Origin of the sequence: Clostridium sp. SHJSY1 (genome assembly GCF_031626875.1) — a bacterium.
GTDB lineage: Bacteria > Bacillota > Clostridia > Clostridiales > Clostridiaceae > Clostridium.
Genome location: NZ_JANDMF010000019.1, coordinates 24,663 through 46,982 on the forward strand (window position 1 = coordinate 24,663; position 22,320 = coordinate 46,982).

At 34.6% G+C, this 22,320-nt stretch carries 2 protein-coding genes; both read right to left on the bottom strand.

Annotated features, from left to right (window positions below; translation table 11 throughout):
- Positions 1-300: 300 nt before the first annotated feature.
- Positions 301-8,910: a fibronectin type III domain-containing protein gene (locus NNC19_RS10310; protein WP_310938565.1), complete on the bottom strand. Its 8,610-nt coding sequence runs from the start codon at positions 8,908-8,910 to the stop codon at positions 301-303.
- A gap of 286 nt (positions 8,911-9,196) precedes the next feature.
- Entirely contained in the window at positions 9,197-22,210 is a 13,014-nt protein-coding gene (locus NNC19_RS10315) for a fibronectin type III domain-containing protein (protein ID WP_310938566.1), read from the bottom strand.
- Positions 22,211-22,320 lie beyond the last annotated feature (110 nt).

Here is a 22,320-nt window from a genome sequence, read left to right on the forward strand (position 1 = left end):
AATCATTCTCCAATCTTTATTTTAATGTTATAAGTTCTATAATTATGTTTAGAAAATCTAATAATTAGAATCAATAGATTTTATTTACAAAAAAATATCTATGCAACTTTCCTTGGATAACTATCAGTTACATAGATATTATTAATATAATCTAAAATATTCATTTTTCTAGAGCTACAGGTTTTGGGTTTTTTTTTCACTTAATTATTTTAACAAATATAAAGTTTTAAATTTGCTTCATTAATGTAATAATTTATAGCAAATTTAAAACCTCTAATTTTCAGGTGAATTTTATATTAATTAATGTGTTATATGTTTTGCTATAATTTTTAGGTCCTCGTTATCAACCTTGCCATCCCCATTAACATCTGGTGTATAGCTTCCCCATTTGCTAGAATTTGTTCCAACAAGTTTTGAAGCTATTGCCATATCGTCAATTGTTACCTTATCATCTCCATTAACATCACCTGTTACAATTTTAAATATTTGTCCTGAACATGTGGCTTCATAAACTTTATCATTGACATCCCCAACAATTGCAGTTGTTACTATTATTTCACCCTGGGCTACATCTTGATTAACTTTAAATGTAAGCTTTAATATCTGACTATCACTATTTATGCTGTTTTCTTGTCCATTGCTTCCACCTATAAATACTAAATGTCCATCACCTGAATTTTCTTCATCTGAAATCTGAAATTTATCTGTATTTGTAACTTCAGAATTAACAAATTGGAATGCCTTATTGTCATATTGAATATCTATATATTCACTACTGATATTATTACAATTTTTCATACTAACATATACAACAAGTGTTGAGCCTGAAGAAATTGTAGTTTTATCACCTTGAATACTAATAGCAGTTGGGAACAATATTGAACATTTACCTAAATCACTCCATGTTCCTGTTCCAGCTGCAGTTATAGCTCTTACTCTATAGTTATGACTTGTCCCTGATGTTAATCCTGATACTGTATAGCTTGATGCTGTTATTCCTGTAATAATCTTACCATCTACCTCTATATCATAACTTATTGCTCCTGTTACTGTTGCCCAAGTTATTGCCATAGATGAAATATCAACTGTAGAAGTTACATTTGTCACAATGCTTAAGGTTGTTTTAGTTACTACATCACTCCATACCCCTACTCCTGCTGAAGTTACTACTCTTACTCTATAAGTATGGCTTGTTCCTGGTTCTAAGCCTGTTACTACATAACTTATTCCTGTTACTCCTGTGATTACTTTTCCATCTACTTCAATATCATAGCTTAATGCTCCTGTTACTGCTCCCCAGCTTACTGAAATAGATGTGCTATCTGTAACTGAAACTACACTACCTACTACACTTAATGTTCCCTTTGTTACTATGTCACTCCATACTCCCACTCCTGCTGAAGTTATTACCCTTACTCTGTAAGTATGGTCTGTTCCTGGGGTAAGTCCTGAAATTACATAGCTTGCTCCTGTTACTCCTGTGATTACTTTTCCATCTACTTCAATATCATAGCTTAATGCTCCTGTTACTGCTCCCCAGCTTACTGAAATAGATGTGCTATCTGTAACTGAAACTACACCACCTACTACACTTAATGTTCCCTTTGTTACTATGTCACTCCATACTCCCACTCCTGCTGAAGTTATTACCCTTACTCTGTAAGTATGGTCTGTTCCTGGGGTAAGTCCTGAAATTACATAGCTTGCTCCTGTTACTCCTGTGATTACTTTTCCATCTACTTCAATATCATAGCTTAATGCTCCTGTTACTGCCCCCCAGCTTACTGAAATAGATGTACTATCTGTGGTTGAAACTACACCTCCTACTACACTTAAGGTAGTCTGACTTACAACTTCACTCCAGGCACCTACTCCGCTAGCTGTTGTTGGTCTTATTCTATAAGTGACTGTTGCACCAGGTTCTAAACCTGTTATCACATAACTTGTTCCACTTATTCCACTTATTACAGTTCCATTAACTTCTATATCGTATCCTGTTGCTCCAGCTATTGGTGTCCAACTTACATTGACTGATGTGTCTGTTGCTACAGCTGTAACACTACCTTGTATAATCACATCTAGTGCAGTTTTAACAATTGGATCACTCCAATCTCCTATTCCATCTGCTGTTGTTGCCCTTATTCTATAAGTATGAGTTATACCTGGTTGCAAATCAGTTGCTACATAAGTTCCAACATTTCCAACACTTACTACAACTCCATCTACTTCTACATCATAACCTGTTGCTCCTGGAATTACTCCCCAAGATAGATTTACAGATGTTCCTGTTACTACTGCTGTAACTCCAGTTGAAACTACAACATTTAAATCTGCCTTACTAACTGGATTACTCCAATCTCCTACTCCAACACTTGTATTAACTCTTACTCTATAAGTGTATGTTGTTCCTGGAGTTAGTCCTGTAATAACATAGCTTGTTCCAGTTATTCCTGTAATTAATGTGCCATTTACTTCTATATCATAACTTGTTGCACCTGTTACTAATCCCCAATTTACTGTCATAGAATTATTACTTAGCACAGCTGTTACATTAGCTACAACATTTATAGTTCCTTGAGTTACTACTTCACTCCAATCACCCACGCCAGTTGAAGTGACTACTCTTACCCTATAAGTATGATTAGTTCCTGGTGTAAGTCCTGAAATTGCATAGCTTGTTCCAGTTATTCCTGTGATTACTTTTCCATCTACTTCTATATCATAACTTAACGCACCTAATGCTGCTGCCCAATTTACTGTTAAGGATGTACTTCCAACACTTGAAGTTACATTTCCTATAACATTTATTGTTGCTTCAGTTGTAAGTGCTGTCCATTCTCCTACACCCGCTGAAGTTATTACTCTTACTCTATAAGTATGATCTGTTCCTGGTGTAAGTCCTGAAATCGCATAGCTTGTTCCTGTTAGTCCTGTGATTATTTTTCCATCCACTTCCACATCGTAACTTAATGCTCCTGTTACTGTTGCCCAATTTACTGTCAATGAAGTACTATTTACAACAGCTGTTACATTAGTTACTAAGCTTAAAGTTGATTTTGTTACTATTTCATTCCAATCACTTGTTCCTTCAGCAGTAATTACCCTAACTCTATAAGTATGGTTTGTCCCTGCTGTTAAATCTGAGATTACATAGCTTGTTCCAGTTACTCCTGTTATTACTTTCCCATCTACCTCTATCTCATAACTTGTTGCATCTTGTATAGCATCCCAATTTAATGTTATTGAAGTACTAGCTACCACTGATGTTACATTAGTTACCACACTTAAAGTTGACTTTGTAATCTGTTCACTCCAGTCTCCTGTTCCTGCTGAAGTTATTACTCTTACTCTATAAGTATGGCTTGTTCCTGCTGTTAATCCTGTTATTGAATAACTTGTATCTGTTACTCCTGTGATTATTTTTCCATCTACTTCTATATCGTAACTTAATGCTCCAGCTAATTCTGCCCAACTAATTGCCATTGAGGTACTTGTTACTGTTGAAGTTACATTGCTTACTATACCCACAGTTGTTTGAGTTGAAAGTGTTGTCCAGTTTCCTGTTCCTGCTGAAGTTATTACTCTTACTTTATAAGTATGGCTTGTTCCTGCTGTCAAACCTGTAACCAGGTAACTTGTTCCTGTTACTCCTGTGATTACTTTTCCATCTACTTCTATATCGTAACTTAATGCTCCTGTTACTGTTGCCCAATTTACTGTCATTGAACTGCTTGTTACTGTTGAGGTTACATTTTCTACCAAGCTTAGTGTAGATTGTGTTGCTATTTCAGTCCAATCACCTGTTCCAGTCTCTATCTTGGCTCTAACTCTATAGGTATGGCTTGTTCCTGATATTAATTCTGCTATAACATAGCTTGTTCCTGTTATATCCGAAATTATTTTACCATCTACTTCCACATCATAAGCTGTTGCTCCATCAACTTTATCCCAATTTAATGTTATTGAGTTAGTTGCTACTGTTGAAGTTACGTTTGCCACAACACTTAAAGTTACCTTATTAAACAAATCAGTCCATTCTCCAACGCCTGCTGCTGTAGTTACTCTTAATCTATAGTTATGACTTGTTCCTGCTTCTAATCCAGAAATCACATAGTTTGTATCTGTTATTCCTGTTATTACTTTTCCATCTACTTCTATGTCATAACCTATTGCTCCTGTTACTGCTGTCCAATTTATTGATATTGATTTTCCTGTAGCAGTTGCACCTACATTTATTACAGCACTTAAAGTTGATTTAGTAGTTAAATCGCTCCAATCACTTGCTCCATCTGCAAATACAACTCTAACTCTATAATTATGACTTGTACCTGCTGCTAGGCCAGAGATTACATAACTTGTATCTGTTACACCTGTTATTACTTTACCATCTACCTCTATGTCATAGCTTATTGCCCCATCTACTTTATCCCAGTTTACTGTTATTGAAGTACTTGTTACTGTTGATGCTACGTTAGCTGCTATGCTTAAGGTAGTTTTTGTTATTAGATCAGTCCATTCTCCTACTCCTGCTGCTGTCGTTACTCTTACTTTGTAGGTATGGCTTGTACCTGCTGTTAAACCTGAAATCACATAACTTGTATCTGTTATTCCTGTTATTACTTTACCATCTACTTCTATATCATAGCTTGTTGCTCCTTCGATTTTATCCCAGTTTACTGATATTGAAGTACTTGTAGCTATTGATATTACCCCAGTTACTGCACTTAATGTAGCTTTACTTGTGAATTCGCTCCATTCTCCTGCTCCTGCTTCACTAATTGCTCTAACTCTATAGGTATGAGTTGTTCCTGCTGTTAATCCTCCTATTATATAATTTGTATCTGTTATTCCTGCTATTACTTTACCATCTACTTCTATATCGTATCCTTTTGCGCCATCTACCTTGTCCCAACTTACACTTATTGATGTACTTGCTACTGTTGATGTTATATTACTTACTGTACTTAAAATAACTTTATTTGTTAACTCAGTCCATTCTCCTACTCCTGCTGATGTTGTTACTCTTACCCTATAAGTGTGACTTGTTCCTGGTATTAAATCTGAAATTACATAACTTGTATCTGTTATTCCTGTTATTACTTTACCATCTACCTCTATATCATAACCCGTTGCCCTTTCTACTTCTGCCCAGTTTACTTTTATAGAAGTACTTGTAGCTACTGATGTTACCCCAGTTACAACACTTAATGTATATTTAGTTGTTAAATCAGTCCAATTACCTATTCCTGCTCTAGTATTTACTCTTACTCTATAGGTATGGCTTGTTCCTGGTGTTAAATCTGAAATTACACAGCTTGTTCCTGCTACATTATTTATTACTTTGCCATCCACTTCTATGTCATAGCCTATTGCTTCATTGACTTTATCCCAACTTAAATTTATTGCTGTACTTGTTACTGTTACTTGTACATTAGTTACTACACTTAAGGTAGTTTTAGTTGTAAGTTCTGTCCAATCACCTACTCCCTCAGATGTTATTACTCTAACTCGGTAGTTGTGAGTTGTTCCTGATGCTAATCCTGAAATCACATAGCTTGTTCCTGTTACATTATTTATTACTGTACCATCAACTTCTATGTCATAGCTTATTGCCCCATCTACTTTGTCCCAACTTACATTTATTGATGTGCTTGTTACAATTGATGTTACATTAGTTACAGCACTCAGTGTTACCTTAGTTGTAAGTTCAGTCCAATCACCCACTCCTGCAGCTGTTGTAGTCCTAACTCTATAAGTATGACTTGTTCCTGGGGTTAAACCTGATATTATATAACTTGTATCTGTTATATCTGAGATTACTTTACCATCCACTTCTATGTCATAGCTTGTTGCTCCCTCTACTTTGTCCCAGCTTACATTTATTGACGTACTTGTTACAATTGATGTTACATTAGTTACTACACTTAATGTAGTAGCATTTGTTAGTTCACTAAAATCTCCTGAACCATCTGTAAATTCTGCCCTTATTCTATATGCATGAGTAGTTCCTGGCATTAATCCTGTTATTTCATAGCTTGCATTAGTTATTCCTGTTATTAACTTGTCATCTACCTCTACATCATAACTTGTTGCTCCATTTATAGGATTCCAGATCAATTTTATAGATGTACTTGTTACTGAACTTTGAATACCATTTACCAAATTCAAAGTTGTTTTGCTTGAAAGAACACTCCAATCACCTATACCAGCTGCTGTTATTGCCCTAACTCTATAAGTGTGAACTGTCCCTGGCACTAAATCCTTTAATTCATAACTTGTATCTGTCAAGCCTGTTATTAGTTTGCCATCTATCTCTATATCATAGTTTGTTACTCCTGCCACTGCATCCCATGTGATTTTTAATGATGTACTAGTTACGGTTGCATTTACATTGTTTACTGCACTTAATGTTGATTGACTTACAGGTGAACTCCAATCACTTGCCATACTAGACGTTTTTGTTCTAACTCTATATGTATGGTTTGCGCCTGCTGTCAATCCAGCACATTCATAGCTTGTATTATTACCAGCATCTATTACCTTACCATCTACTTCTATATCATAGCCTATTGCCCCATCCACAGCATTCCATGTGATTTTCATAGATGTACTAGTTACATCTGTAACACTTAGTCCATCAGGTATTTCAATAGGAAAGTTTGGTTTTGGTAACTTCATTAAATATGGATACTGTGTATCCTTACTCCAAGTTGATGTAAAGTCCCAATTTGAATAAGTATCCTTATTGTATAAATCTTTTGTATCCTTTGATTGTTCACTTGGTATTTTCATACCTGAAATTCTACTATCAAAATAACTATCTGTTACTGAAGTAGATGTTCCTGAATTTCCCCCTATGTTGGTTCCTGAACCACTTGTTTTGGCTGCAGAATAACTATTTGTAATGGTTGTATTACCATTTCCAAGTATTCCACCCACATAAGAATTTCCTGATATTGTTCCTAAACTGAAGCAATCCTTAACAATTCCAGCATTAGAATTTCCAAGAAGTCCTCCTACGTTATTGGCTCCTGATATATTACCTGAAAAATATGTTTCAGAAATATTTCCCTGAAATGATCCTACAATACCGCCTACATTGCTACTCTTAGAATTTACATTTCCTAATACATAACAATCTTTTATAGTTCCGATAAGACTTCCAACAAGGCCTCCTACACTATCACCTTTTCCCACAACTGAAATATTAGAATAGGAATTAGTTATAGTTACATCATTTCCGATTCCAATTAGTCCACCAGTGCATCCAGAACCTGTTACTGTTCCTCCAATAACTGAACAATTATCAATAATGCTTACACCATAAACATTTGATGCTAAAGCTCCTGTGTAGCTACCATCTGAAATATTTACATTTTTTATGCTTAGATTTTTTATTGTTGCACCCTTAACACAACCAAATAATCCATTTGTATAATCACCTGAAAAATTTTCAATCGCATGCCCATTACCATCAAATGTTCCTGTAAAAGGAACTGCACTATTTCTTCCAATTGCTGTCCAATCAATATTTTCTATGTTAACATCATTGGCTAACTTATAACTTGCTCCAACATCATATTTTATATTTTGAAGCTGTTTTGCAGTACTTACTATATATGGGTCATCAATTGTACCTGTTCCTCCTGCAACTTCTCCTGTAGGAGCAGCTGTAACACCATCAGGTTTTTGTACACTTCTCAAATAAGGATAAGAAGTTCCTTCATCAATTGCCCATACTCCTGATAAATCCCAGTCTTTAAATGTTCTTGACATCTTCATCGCTGTGGATAATTTACTTATATCATAAACACTTTGTGGAGCATATTTACTAGCTACTCCATCATAATAACTACCAGTTATTGTTGTATTTGTTCCTGACAAACCTCCACTACCTGTTCCAGTTACAATTATTCTACCTGAGGAATAACTATTTTTTATTGTAGAATTACTGCCTTCTATTCCAGCATTATATCCTTGTATTCCTCCAATATAATTTCTTCCTTTTACTGCACCTAAATTAAAGCTGTTTTCTATAACGTTACCTGAATTTGAATATCCAACAAGTCCTCCTACATCATCTCCAGCAGCAGTAACACTCCCACTAGCATAACATTGATTAATTTGTCCATGAAGCCAGCCTGTTAATCCTCCTGCATAGCTTCCATTAGAACTAACATCATTAATTGTATAAGACTTTGTAATATTTCCTTCCTCTTTCCCGACAAGTCCTCCAGTATAATTGCCACTTTGACCTACTACTTCTGCAGTTGCATAACAATTAGTGATATTACCTGTAAGGTTTCCTATAACTCCACCTACATTATCACCTTTTCCTGTTACGTTAACTGAAGAATAAGAATTACTAATGACTAGTCCATTTGCTTCACCTACTAAACCACCAGTATTTCCATTACCAGTAACACTTCCATCTGCAGAGCAGTTATCAATCACACTTGTTCCAGACATGTTACCAGCTATAGCTCCTGTATAACTTTCACCATTAATATTTACACCTTTTATGCTGAGATTTTTTATTGTTCCACCATTTACATATCCAAATAGTGAATTTCCATCAGCATTAACCTTTGTAATTGAAAGATTTGTTAAAACATGTCCGGCTCCATCAAAAACTCCACTAAACTGTGCTGTACTATTTCCTATTGGCGCCCATTCAACATTGCCAAGGTTAATATCACATCCCAATTTATAATTTGCAGACAAGTTACTACTAACTTCTTTCAACTGGTCTTTAGATGATATTATATAAGGGTCACTTGAGGTACCTGTTCCTGTTCCAGAGAAAGCGTATGCCTTATTCGAACCAATGATCTCAAGAGTAATCGTTCCAAATAGTAACGTTATAAAAAACAAAAAAACTTTACATTTTTTTAGTTTTTTACTCTCCAATATTTTCTCACCTCTCTCAAAAAAGTTATTTAATTCCTGTAAAAATTAGTATTATATTATCACCACCTAATTATGTATTGACAAATGATAATACTTTATAAACGCCTTATTACATTTATTTACATATTTTCTTTATTTTTATCATTTATCTAATTTTAATTTTAGTTGTAATTTTGTGTATTGTAAAGTAAATATTGTCATATAGTCGAGTGATAAGTTGCTCATTAAAAAAACTGTCCTAAAAATAAATATTACTTTATTTTTAGAACAGTTTAATTAACTATATTTATTTACTCTTACTTGCCAACATAGCCTTAGCTACATACTGCCTATCTAACTGATCTACCTTACCATCTCCATTTACATCTGGCTTGTAGCTTCCCCACTTATCTTGAGTAGTTCCTATAAGTCTTGACACTATATTAACATCAAGCATATCAATCTTACCATCTCCATTTACGTCGCAATTTATTATGTTAAAGTTTTGACCTGAACATGTTGCTATATAATTTTGACTATCTTTATCTCCAATATTACCTTGTGATACACTGATCAATCCATTTCCTACTGCTATTTTAGCTTTAAATGTAAGCTTAAATAACTTACTATCAGAATTCAAAGTATTATCCCCTGTAGTTCCCCCTATAATTCTTACAGCACCTTCTGTAGAATCATCTGCATAATAAATTTGATTTGAATTTGGATCTACTGGTTCAGCACTACCATAAGTAAATAGATTAGAATCGTATTTTACAATTATATCTTCTGAATTTATATTTACTACATTTTTCATATCTACTACTATTGTAAAGGTATTTCCAGCCATTAAATTGTAATTATCTGCTTCAATACCTAAGTTAGGTGATGGTACTGGTTTTCCTGTGATTGCATCACTCCAGTCTCCCACTGCACTTGAAATCTTAGCCCTTACTCTAAAGCTATATTCTATATTTGGGTCAAGTCCTTGTGCTACATAAGTTGTACTATTTTCATTGTCTATTACTTTTCCGTTCACTTCAACATCATAGCCTGTTGCTTCATCTACTGCATCCCAAGTTAACTTTATTGAATTATACGCTGCTTGTACTGTTGTATTCTTTACTTTATCAATTGACTTGGTACTTTCATTAATTACAATGCTCCACTCTCCTATTGTATCCTCTGATTTTGCCCTTACTCTGAAAGTGTGGCTTGATCCTATATCTAATCCATCTACTTTATAACTTGTATTTGTTCCATTGTCTATTGCCTTTCCATCTACTTCTACATCATATCCTGTTGCTCCTACTACAGCTTTCCAATCTAGTTGTATTGAAGTATGTGTAGATGTCTTTATAACATCTGTTATTACTGCCAATGTTGTTTTTGTTATGGTGTCACTCCATTGACCCAATGTGCTACCTGCTTTTGCTCTCACCCTAAAGGTATGCTTTGTTCCTGGTTGTAAGCTATCTGCTTCATAAGATGTAATATTTCCATTATTTATTGTTTTTCCATCTATCTCAACGTCATATCCTACTGCTCCTGCTACCTCATTCCATTTGTATTTAATTGAAGAATCGCTTACTGATGTGTTAATGTTATTTGGTGTTACAACAGCTAAAGTAACTTCATCTATCTCATTACTCCATTGACCTATTGTATCTAATGTTTTAGCTCTTAACCTAACCTTATGCGTAGTTCCTGCTACTAAACCATTCACCTCATAACTTGTACTGTTTCCATTATCTATTACATTACCGTCAAATTCTACATCATAACCAGTTGCCCCTATTACAGCATCCCATGTTAGTCTTATAGTTGTATCTGTTACTGAAGAAATTACTGAATCTGATGATATTACACCTAATGTTGTTTTATGTGTCATATCGCTCCAATCGCCAGATGCATCATTTCCTTTTTCCCTTACTCTAAATGTGTGAGTAGTTCCAGCTGTTAACCCCTCTGCTTCATAGCTTGTATTATTACCGTTGTCTATCAATTTCCCATCAACCTCTACATCATACCCTGATATACCATTTACTGCATCCCAAGTATATTTTATAGTTGTGTCTGTTACTACTGCTGTTATATTATCTGCTGATATTTCGCCTAATGTTGTCCTTGAAACTATATCACTCCACTCACCTATTGTATCTGCTGTTTTAGCTCTTACTCTAAATGTATGATTAGTACCTATTGTTAAGCTATCTAATTTGTAACTTGTACCATTTCCGTTGTCTACTAATTTTCCATCTACCTCTACATCATATCCAGTGGCACCCTTTACTGTTACCCATGATAAATTTATGGAACTATCTGTTGAAGATACTTTTATATCATTTACTGCAATCTTAGATAGAATGGTTCTTGAAATTGGCATACTCCAATCTCCTACACCATCTGCTATTTTTGCCCTTATTCTAAATGTATGTGTTATCCCCTCTTCTAGGTTTGTAATTTCGTATGAAGTACTAGAGCTATTATCTACTATATTACCATCTACTTCTACATCATAACCTAATGCTCCATCTACTGCTGCCCAGCTAAGTTTTATTGATGATGAAGTAATATCTACAGTGACATCATTTACTGATATTACTGATATGGTAGCTTTATTTATTGGTACACTCCATTCTCCTGTTCCTTGTCCTGTTTTTGCTCTTATTCTAAATTCATGATTTATCCCAGGTGTTAGTCCTGTTACTTTATAGCTTGTATTAGCCCCTGCATCTACAATTACACCATCCACTTCTACATCGTAACCTGCTGCTCCATTTACTGCTCCCCAACTTAAGTTTATTGTTGTTCCTGTTGCTGTAGCAGATATATTGCTGGCAGCTACTACTGCTAAAGTTGTTTTTGTTACAGTTTCACTCCATTCTCCTACACCTGCAGCTGTCTTTCCTCTTATTCTATAGTGATGAGTTACTCCTGTTTGTAATGAGTTTGCTTCATATACTGTGCTGTTTCCATTATCTATTACTACTCCATCTACTTCAATATCATATCCTGTTGCTCCTTCTATTGCATTCCAGCTCAATTTTACTGATGTATCTGTTACTACTGATGCTACATCCTTTTCCTTTAGTGTATCTAATGTTGTTTTTAATATTGGTTCACAAAAATCTCCTATACCAGAAGTTGTCTTTGGTCTTATTCTATAGGTATGTGTTATTCCTGCAACTAATCCATCAGCTTCATATACTGTACTCTTACCATTATCTATTATTTTTCCATCTACCTCCACATCATAACCTGTTGCTCCATCTACTTCTCCCCATTCAAGTTTTATTGATGTGCCTGTTACTTGTGATGCTACAGTGCTTGAATCTATTCCTGATAATGTTGTCTTTATTATTGGATTACTGAAGTTTCCTATTGTATCTGCTGTTTTTGGTCTTATTCTGTAGGTATGTGTTACCCCTACATCAAGTCCTGTTGCTATATATACTGTACTACTTCCATTGTCTATTACCTTTCCATCAACTTCTACATCATAGCCTATTGCTCCTGTTACAGCTCCCCAACTTAATTTAACCGATGTACCTGTAGCAACTGCTACTACATTATCAGTGGCTATTATAGCTAAGTTTGTTCTATTGATACTTGTGCTCCAATCTCCAACTCCACTAGCTATCTTTGCTCTTATTCTAAATATATGAGTCTCTCCAATTGTTAATCCTGTCAATTCATACTCTGTATTATTTCCATTGTCCACCACATTTCCATCTACTTCAATATCATATCCTGTTGCTGCATTTATAGCATTCCAGTTTAATTTTATTGATGTATCTGTTATTGATGTTGTAATATCACTTGGTGATATTACTGCTAAGGTTGTTTCTGTTATTTTATCACTAAAGTTTCCTACTGTATCTTCTGTCTTTGGTCTTATTCTATAGATATGTGTTACACCTGTCTGTAATCCATCAGCCTCGTATACAGTGCTATTTACATTATCTATTACTGTTCCATCTACCTCTACATCATATCCTGTTGCTCCATCTACTGCATTCCAACTTAATTTTACTGATGTGTCTGTAGCTGATGCTGTTACATCATTTACTGATATTGTTGATAAGACAGTTTTTGTTATTAAGTCACTAAACTCTCCTACTCCGCTACCTGCTTTTGCTCTTATTCTGAACTTATAAACTGAACCTGGTACTAAATTTTCAATGTTATAGTTAGTATTGTTTCCGTTATCTATAACACTTCCATTAACCTCTATGTCGTAACCTGTTGCTCCATTTACTGGTGCCCAGTTTATTTTTATAGCTGTATCTGTAACATCAACTTTTATATCATCCTTAGAAATTGTGCTTAAAATTACTTTAGTTATTACATTACCGAAATCTCCTAAACCTTTATCAGTTTTTGGTCTTATTCTATAAGTGTGAATTGATCCTGCCTTTAGGTTATCAGCTTTATATTCTGCGCCATTTCCATTATCTATTACTGTTCCATCTACTTCTACATCATAATCTGTTGCTCCACTTATAGCTTCCCAACTTAATTTTACTGATGTATCTGTAACTATTGCACTTACATTTTTGATAGTATCTAAAGTTGTCTTTGTAACTACATTACTCCATTGTCCTATTGTATCTGCATTTTTTGCTCTTACTCTATATACATGAGTTACTCCTGTCTCTAATCCTACTGCATCATAAGTTGTACTGTTTCCATTGTCTATTACAGTTCCATCAACATCTATATCATAACCTGCTGCTCCTAAAACAGCATTCCAGCTTAAATTAACTGATGTACCTGTAGCCACTGCTTTTATACTATCACTAGATATTACATCTAAAGCAGTTTTAGTAATTAATTCGCTCCAATCTGCAGCACCACTTGCTGATTTTGCTCTTATTCTAAACTTATAAGAAGTTCCAGCAGTTATATTCAATAATTGATAACTTGTACCACTTTCACTGTCTATTACTTTACCATTTATCTCTACATCGTACCCTGTTGCTCCTGCAATAGCATTCCAACTCAAGTTTATCGCACCACTTGAAACTACTGATGTTACATCACTTGACGATATTTTGCATAAAATAGTCTTTGTTATTGGATCACTAAATTGTCCTATTGTATCTAAAGACTTTGCTCGTATTCTGTAAGTGTGTGTTGAACCATTTTCTAATTTTTCTCCTGTATACACTGTGCTATTTCCATTATTTATTATTGTTCCATCTACTTCTACATCATAACCTGTTGCTCCTAAAATAGCATTCCAGCTTAATTTTATTGCTCCGTCTGAAACCACAACATTTACATTGTTTGATGTCAATACTGCCAATGTTGTCTTACTTACTTTATTGCTGAAGTTTCCTATTGTGTCTGATGTCTTTGGTCTTATTCTATAAGTATGAAGTGTTCCTTGCTGTAAATTTTTTGCTACATAGCTTGTATTATTTCCATTGTCTATTATCTTTCCGTCTATCTCCACATCATAACCTGTTGCTCCTAAAATAGCATTCCAGTTTAGTTGTATTGAATTTCCGGCTACTAACGCTGTGATATCTTTAATCTCAATTGTATCTAAAGTTGTCCTTGTAACTGTTGCACTCCAATCTCCTATTCCATCAGCTGTAATTGCTCTTACTCTAAAGTTATGGGATGTTCCTGAAATCAAATTCTTTGCTTCATAGCTAGTACTAGTTCCATTTTCAACTATCTTTCCATCCACTTCAACTTCATAACCTATTGCTCCACTTACTGCTGCCCATGAAATGTCTACAGTTGTCCCTGTTATACTTGAAGTTATATTTCTTACTTCTCCTGGAGTAGTTTTTGTTCCAAGGTCACTCCATTCTCCAATCCCATCTGGTGTTTTCACTCTTACCCTAAAGTTATGAGTTGTTCCTGGAGTTAATCCACCAATTTCATAGCTCATATTATTTTCATTGTCTATTATATTTCCATCCATCTCTACATCATAGCCTGTTGCTCCATCTACTGCGTTCCATAGTAATTTTATTGATGTACTAGTTACTACTGCTGATACTCCTTTTAAATCATTAGGAGTGGTTTCTGTAATTAAATCCGTCCAAGCTCCTACTCCATCTTTTGTCCTTAATCTAACTCTAAATGTATGACTTGTTCCTGGAGTTAAGTTTCTTGCTGTGTAACTTATGTCTGTGCCATTATCTATTACTTTTCCATCTACTTCTATGTCATAGCCATCTACCCCTCGTATTGGATTCCACTGTACTCTTATACTTGTACCTGTTACCTTTGTAACTTTAAATCCATCTACGGATCTTGTTTGATCACCTGAATTAGGGAATAATGGTATGGATAGTTTTCTAAGATATGGATATGCCTTATCCATGCCCCAAGTAAATGTAAAGTCCCATCCTGAATAAGTTACCTTATTTTGTAGATCACTTGTAGCCTTTGCTTGATCTGCTGGTGCCTTTATCCCTGATGCTGTACTGTCAAAGTAACACTTAGTTATTATGGAGGCTGTCGATGATGTGATTCCTCCTATATTTGCCCCTGTTCCTGTTACCTTTCCAGCTGAATAACAGTTTGTTATTTTGGCATTTCCAGTTCCTTGTATTCCTCCTATAAGATTTGTCCCAATTACATTTCCTATATTAAAGCTATCCTGTACTGTACTTGAAGTTGAACTTCCAACTAATCCTCCAACATTATTTACTCCTGAAATAGTTCCTGTAGAGTAAGATTGTACAATTGGTCCTTGTAATGCTCCTGCAAGTCCCCCTACATTATTAGCTGTATTTGAAGTTACATTTCCATTAGCATATGAACCTGTTATACCTCCTGCTATATTTCCTGCTATTCCTCCTACATTATTTCCATCTGAAGTCACATCTCCAATTGTGTAACAGTTAGTTATATTTCCTGCAAGGTTTCCAACAAGTCCTCCTATATTATCACTTTTTCCTATTACTGTTACTGTTGAGGATGAATTACTTATGTTTAATGCAGCTCCACAACCTACTAGACCTCCTACATAGCTTCCTCCAGAAACAGTTCCATCTATAGCTAAACATCCATCAATTGTACTAGTTCCTGCTACATTTGCCACTAAAGCTCCTACATAATCTCCACCTAATATATTGGTATCTTTCATAACAACATTTTTTATTGTTGCACCTTTAATATATCCAAAGAGACCATTTACATTAACTCCTGAGTTATCCATTGAAAGATTTTTTATTGAATATCCATCTCCATCAAAAGTTCCTGTAAATTGTGCGTTGCTATTACCTATTGGTGTCCAGCTTATTCCACTAAGGTCGATATCACGTCCAAGTTTGTAGTATGCTGCTAAATCATATTTTATATTAACTAATTCATCTACATTAGTTATAATATAAGGATTGTCCTGTGTTCCTTTTCCAATGGGATTGTACTTAGAAACTACTGTAACAGAATCTGGTTTAGTTATACTTTTAAGATAGGGATAGGATTTGCCCTCATCTATCCCCCAAGTATTTACAAACTCCCAATTCTTAAAATTTCCTTGGCACTCCATCTCTGCAGTAAGTCTACTTATGTCATTAGCATTTTGTGGTGCAAATCCACTTGCCATTCCATCATAATAACTACTAGTTAAAGTTCCACCATTTCCAGTTATTCCACCTATATAAGTTCCACTAGATAATATTTTTCCTGCTGAATAGCAATATTTTATAGCTGTAGTACCATTCCCCTGTATTCCACCTACATAAGAGCTCCCACAAACTGAAACAGTATTAAAGCTATTTTGTATTACATTTGTTGTACTGTTAGTAACCCCTGCAAGTCCTCCTGCATAACTTCCTATTGTTGTAACACTTCCAGTTGCATAAGATTGATCTATTGTTCCTTGAATACACCCTGCAAGTCCTCCTACATTATTTCCATTTGAATTAACATTGTTTGTTGTATAACATTTTGTAATATTTCCAACTATATATCCTACAAGTCCTCCTGTATTATTTCCAGCCTTAGATATTACATCACCTGTTGCATAACTATTGATAACATTTCCTGTAAGATTTCCTATTAAATCACCAACATTATCACCACTTACTACTTCACCTTTTAAACCAATTCCATCTACTATTGTTATTTTTACTGAAGAATTTGAATTGCTTATAGTTAATCCATTTCCTAGTCCAACTAAGCCTCCAGTATTTCCATATGCAATAATTGTTCCATCAGACGAGCAGTTATCTATTATGCTTGTTCCTGTTACATTTCCTGCTAATGCTCCTGTATAGTTTCTACCTATAATATTTACACCTGTTAGCTTTACATTTTTTATATCTCCACCATTTACATAACCAAATAATCCAGTTACATCATTTCCAAGTCTGTTAGTTGTGAGATTTTCTATAGTATATCCATTTCCATCAAAGGTTCCTGTAAACTGTACATTGCTATTAGTTCCTATTGGTGTCCAGTTTATTCCTTTAAGATCAATGTTATTCCCAAGCTTGTAATTTGCTCCTAAATCACACTGTATATTTTCAAGCTGCTGAACTGTAGTTATAATATATGGATCTTCTACTGTTCCTTTTCCTCCTTTAACCTCGCCTGTTGGAAGTCCATTAGATACTTCATCTGGCTTTGGCATATTCTTTAGATAAGGATATGACTTTCCTTCATCTATTCCCCAAGTATTGATAAATTCCCAGTTTAGAAAATTAGTCTTTTGTTTCATTGATGAAGTTATTCTACTTACATCTAATGAAGTTTGCGGAATATATCCACTTGATATTGCATCATAATAACTACTATTTACTGTTACTGATGTAGTGTTACCTGTTAATCCGCCTATATTCGCTCCTGTTCCAATCACTTTTCCAGTTGAATAACAATATTTCATAGTTAGATTACCAGAACCTTGAATTCCTCCAACATTTGATACTCCTGTTACTACTGCCATATTGAAATTGTTTTGTATTGTCATTGATGTAGTTATTCCTGCAATACCTCCTACATAACTTCCAGTTGTTGTCACACTACCAGTTGCATAACTTTGATCAACTGTACCAGTATTTGCATTTCCTACAATACCACCTGTATTATTTCCATTTGCATTAACATTATTAGTTGTGTAACATTTTGTAATGTTTCCTGAAATAGCACCTACAAGCCCACCTGTATTGTTTCCAGTTTTAGATACTACATCTCCTACTGCATAACTGTTAGTAATGTTTCCTGTAAGATTTCCTACTAAATCACCTACATTATCACCATTAATTCCATCCCCATTTACTATATTTATTGTTACTGAGGAATTTGAATTGCTTATGTTAAGTTTATTTCCTGCTCCAACTAATCCTCCAGTATTTCCATAAGCAGTAATTGTTCCCGTTACTGAGCAATTGTCTATTGTACTTACTCCTGCAACACTTCCTGCTAATGCCCCTGTGTTATTTCCACCTAGAATATTAACATTGTCCATTTTTAAATTTTTTATAGTTGCTCCATTTAAATAGCTAAAGAGACCAACTGGGTTACTATCACCTAGTTTGTTCATAGAAAGATTCTTTATTGAATAACCATTTCCATCAAATACCCCAGTAAAAGGTACAATATTGTTAATTCCAATTGGTGTCCAATTTACTCCATTTAAATCTATGTCCTTTGCAAGTTTATAATATCCTCTAAGATCATTTGTCATATTTTCAAGTTGTTCTGCTGTACTTACCATATAAGGGTCATCAGCTGTTCCTTTACCTCCTGCTACTTCCTCTGTTGGAAGCCCCTCTGTAACACCAGCTGGTTTCTGCACAGATTTAAGATATGGATAGGATGTCAACTCATCTATTGCCCAAGTATTTATAAAATCCCAACCTGTAAAGTTACTTTGCTGTTTCATTGCTGTAGTAAGTCTAGCTACATCTAGTGAATCCTGTGGTGAATACTGACTTGATACTGCATCATAATAGCAGCTATTTATTATTGTATCTGTTCCAGATATACCTCCAGAAGCCCCTTGTGCCATTACCTTCCCTGCTGAATAGCAATTCTTTATTGTTGCTTTTCCATACCAAGTATAATAGTTATTTCCTCTATATCCAGTTCCTACCCAATCCGTTATACCTTGATCGTATCCTTGTATTCCTCCTACATTACTTCTTCCTTGAATAAATTTTAAATTATAACTATCACTAATTAAGTTTGGTGGATTAACATTAGGTGCCATATAGGAATATCCTACTAGTCCTCCTACATCATCTAATCCTGTTACACTTCCAACTGTGTATGATTGATTTATATTTCCATAAAGCCAACCAACTCCCCCCCCTACATAACTTTCTTGTGATGTTACATTGTTAGAAACATAACTTTTTGTTATACTTCCTGTTAAGACTCCTACAAAGCCTCCTACATAGTTTCCACTTGTAGAAACCACATCACCAGTAACATTTGAATTTGTTATACTTCCATTAAGATCACCTACTAAACCTCCAAGTCTATTTCCTGATGATGATCCTTGGTTTGATCCATTCACCTTTGCACTTGAAGAAGAATTAGTTATATTAGTTCCACTAACTCCTTGTCCTATTAATCCTCCTGTATAAACATATCCATTAATCGTTCCACTTACTGAGCAATTATCTATTGTACTGCCTGTACTATATGCTGCCAGAGCCCCTGTATAATTTCCTCCTATTAGATTTACACTATCAAGTTTAAGATTCTTTATTGTTGCTCCATTTATATAATTGAATAATCCTGTAAAATCCGTTCCAAGTCTGTTCATGGAAAGATTTTTTATTAAATATCCTGCTCCATCTAGCGTTCCAGTAAATTGAAAACTAGTATTATTCCCTAGAGCAGTCCACTTAACTCCTGATAAGTCAATATCATTACCTAGCCTATAACTTGCTCCCAATTGGTACTTTATATTTTGAAGCTGCTGAGCTGTACTTATTATATATGGATTATCTGGTGTTCCATTTCCATTAAGAACCTCTCCATTATTTAATCCATTAGGCTTTTTAACATTTTTTAAATATGGATAAGAACTTCCTTCGTCTATTGTCCATGCATTTATGAACTCCCAATTTACGAAATTACTTTGATGCTTCATAGCTGATGTTATTCTACTTACATCATAAGCATTTTGAGGAACGTATCCACTTGTTATACCATCATAATAACTGTTAGTTATTGATGTATTAATACCTGTTAATCCTCCTAAATATGAACTTCCTGATATTTTTCCTACAGAATAACAACTTACTACACTTGCTGCACCAGTTCCCTGTATTCCCCCAACATATGCGGCTCCAATAACAGGTGCTAAATTGAAGCTATTTTGTATTGTTCCTGAATCCACATATCCTGAAAGGCCTCCAGCATTATTGGCTACTGTTGTTACACTTCCTGCTGAATAACATTGGTCCATAGTTCCTTTAAACCACCCAGTTACTCCTCCTACAGTATTTCCTTTTGAACTTATAGTATTAGTTGAATAACTTCCTGTTATATTTCCACCTAGGACTCCTGCAATTCCTCCTGTGTAATCCCCACTTTTAGATGTTACATTTCCTGTTGCATAAGAGTTTGTTACATTTCCTGTAATTTCTCCAACAAGTCCTCCTATTCTATTTCCTGAACCTGTTATTGATATTGATGAATTTGAATTACTTATATTAAGGGTATTAGCTTGTCCTACTAGCCCCCCTATATAAGATTCTGCTACACCATTTATACTTGTGTTTATTACTCCATCAGCTGAACAATTGTCGATTATACTTGTTCCTGTTACATTTCCTGCTATTGCTCCTATATGTTTTCCGCCTATTATATTTACATTGTTTAAATTTAAATTTCTTATTGTTGCACTGCTTATACTTCCAAATAATCCATTCAAATCTAATCCAAGCCTATTCATAGATAGATTTTTTATTGCATGTCCATTTCCATCTAATGTTCCTGTAAATGGTACATTATTATTTCCTATTGGTGTCCATTTTATTCCTCTTAAGTCTATATCATTTTGAAGCTTATAATAAGCACATAAATTATAGTTGATATTCTGGAGTTGCTGGGCTGTACTTATTATATATGGATCTGTCTTTGTTCCACTTCCACTTGTCATTTCACCAGAAGGAAGTCCTTGCGATACTCCAGATGGCTTTTTCACATTTTTTAAATAAGGGTATGACTTTCCATCATCTATTGCCCAAGTATTTAAGAATTCCCAATCTACAAATGTATTTTGCATTTTCATTGATGTTGTTGACCTACTTGTGTCGTATGCATTTTGAGGGATATAACCTGATGCATTTCCATCATAGTAACTGCTGATTATTGGCACGTTTACTCCTGTAAGACCACCTATTGCTCCTAAGCCTGTTATCTTACCAGAAGAATAACAATACTGTATACTTCCCACACCATTTCCTTGTATTCCTCCTACACCAGATACTCCACTAACAGAAGCTAAATTAAAACTGTTTTGTATTGTTCCAGCATAAAGACTTCCTATAATTCCTCCATCACCATTTCCTGATGAAGTTACACTACCTGTTGCATATGACTGTTGAACATTTCCATTAATCCATCCAGAAATTCCCCCTGTACTGTCACCTGCAGAAATAATATTATTGGTTGTATAACATTGTGTTATATTTCCTGTTATTGCTCCTACAAGTCCTCCTGTATATATTCCACTTTTAGATACTACATCTGCTATTGCATAGGATGAAGTTATATTTCCTGTAAGAGCTCCTATAAGACCTCCTACATAATTTCCTTTTCCTGTAATACTTACAGAAGAGTATGAATTACTTATATTAAGCCCACTAGCTGTTCCCACTAATCCGCCAGTGGTCCCATCCGCTATAATTTTCCCATCTGCTGAACAGTTATCAATGATACTAGTTCCTATAACATTGGCTGCCAAAGCTCCAGTATCATTTCCTCCTATAATGTTTACACTTCTTAAATTTAAATTCTTTATTATTGCTGAATTTAAATATGCAAACAATCCATTTTGCCCTAAATCTAGTTTGTTAACATAAAGATTTTTTATTGTGTGGCCTTTTCCATCTAGCACTCCACTAAATTTTGCTGAACTGGTTCCAAGTGGTGTCCACTCACTACTTCCTAAATCAATATCACAATCTAATCTATAATTTGCAGTTAAATTGTTACTTATTTCTAGAAGTTCAGCTCTTGAGTTTATAACATAAGGATCGTTTGTTGTTCCAGTCCCAGATCCTGAATATGCATAAACATTTTCAGATTTAATTGTGAGCACAGAAGTTAATGCTAGCAAAAAAATTATAAGAAGCAAAATTTTTTTACTCTTTTTAACTAACTTACTTTTCACTATATTCCCCCCTCATATATTATTTTTTATTTTTTATCTTTTGTGTTTTTCCACCTCCATTCATCCATTTTACTTTAATTCAAGTTTTTTACATTAATATAAGTTTATTC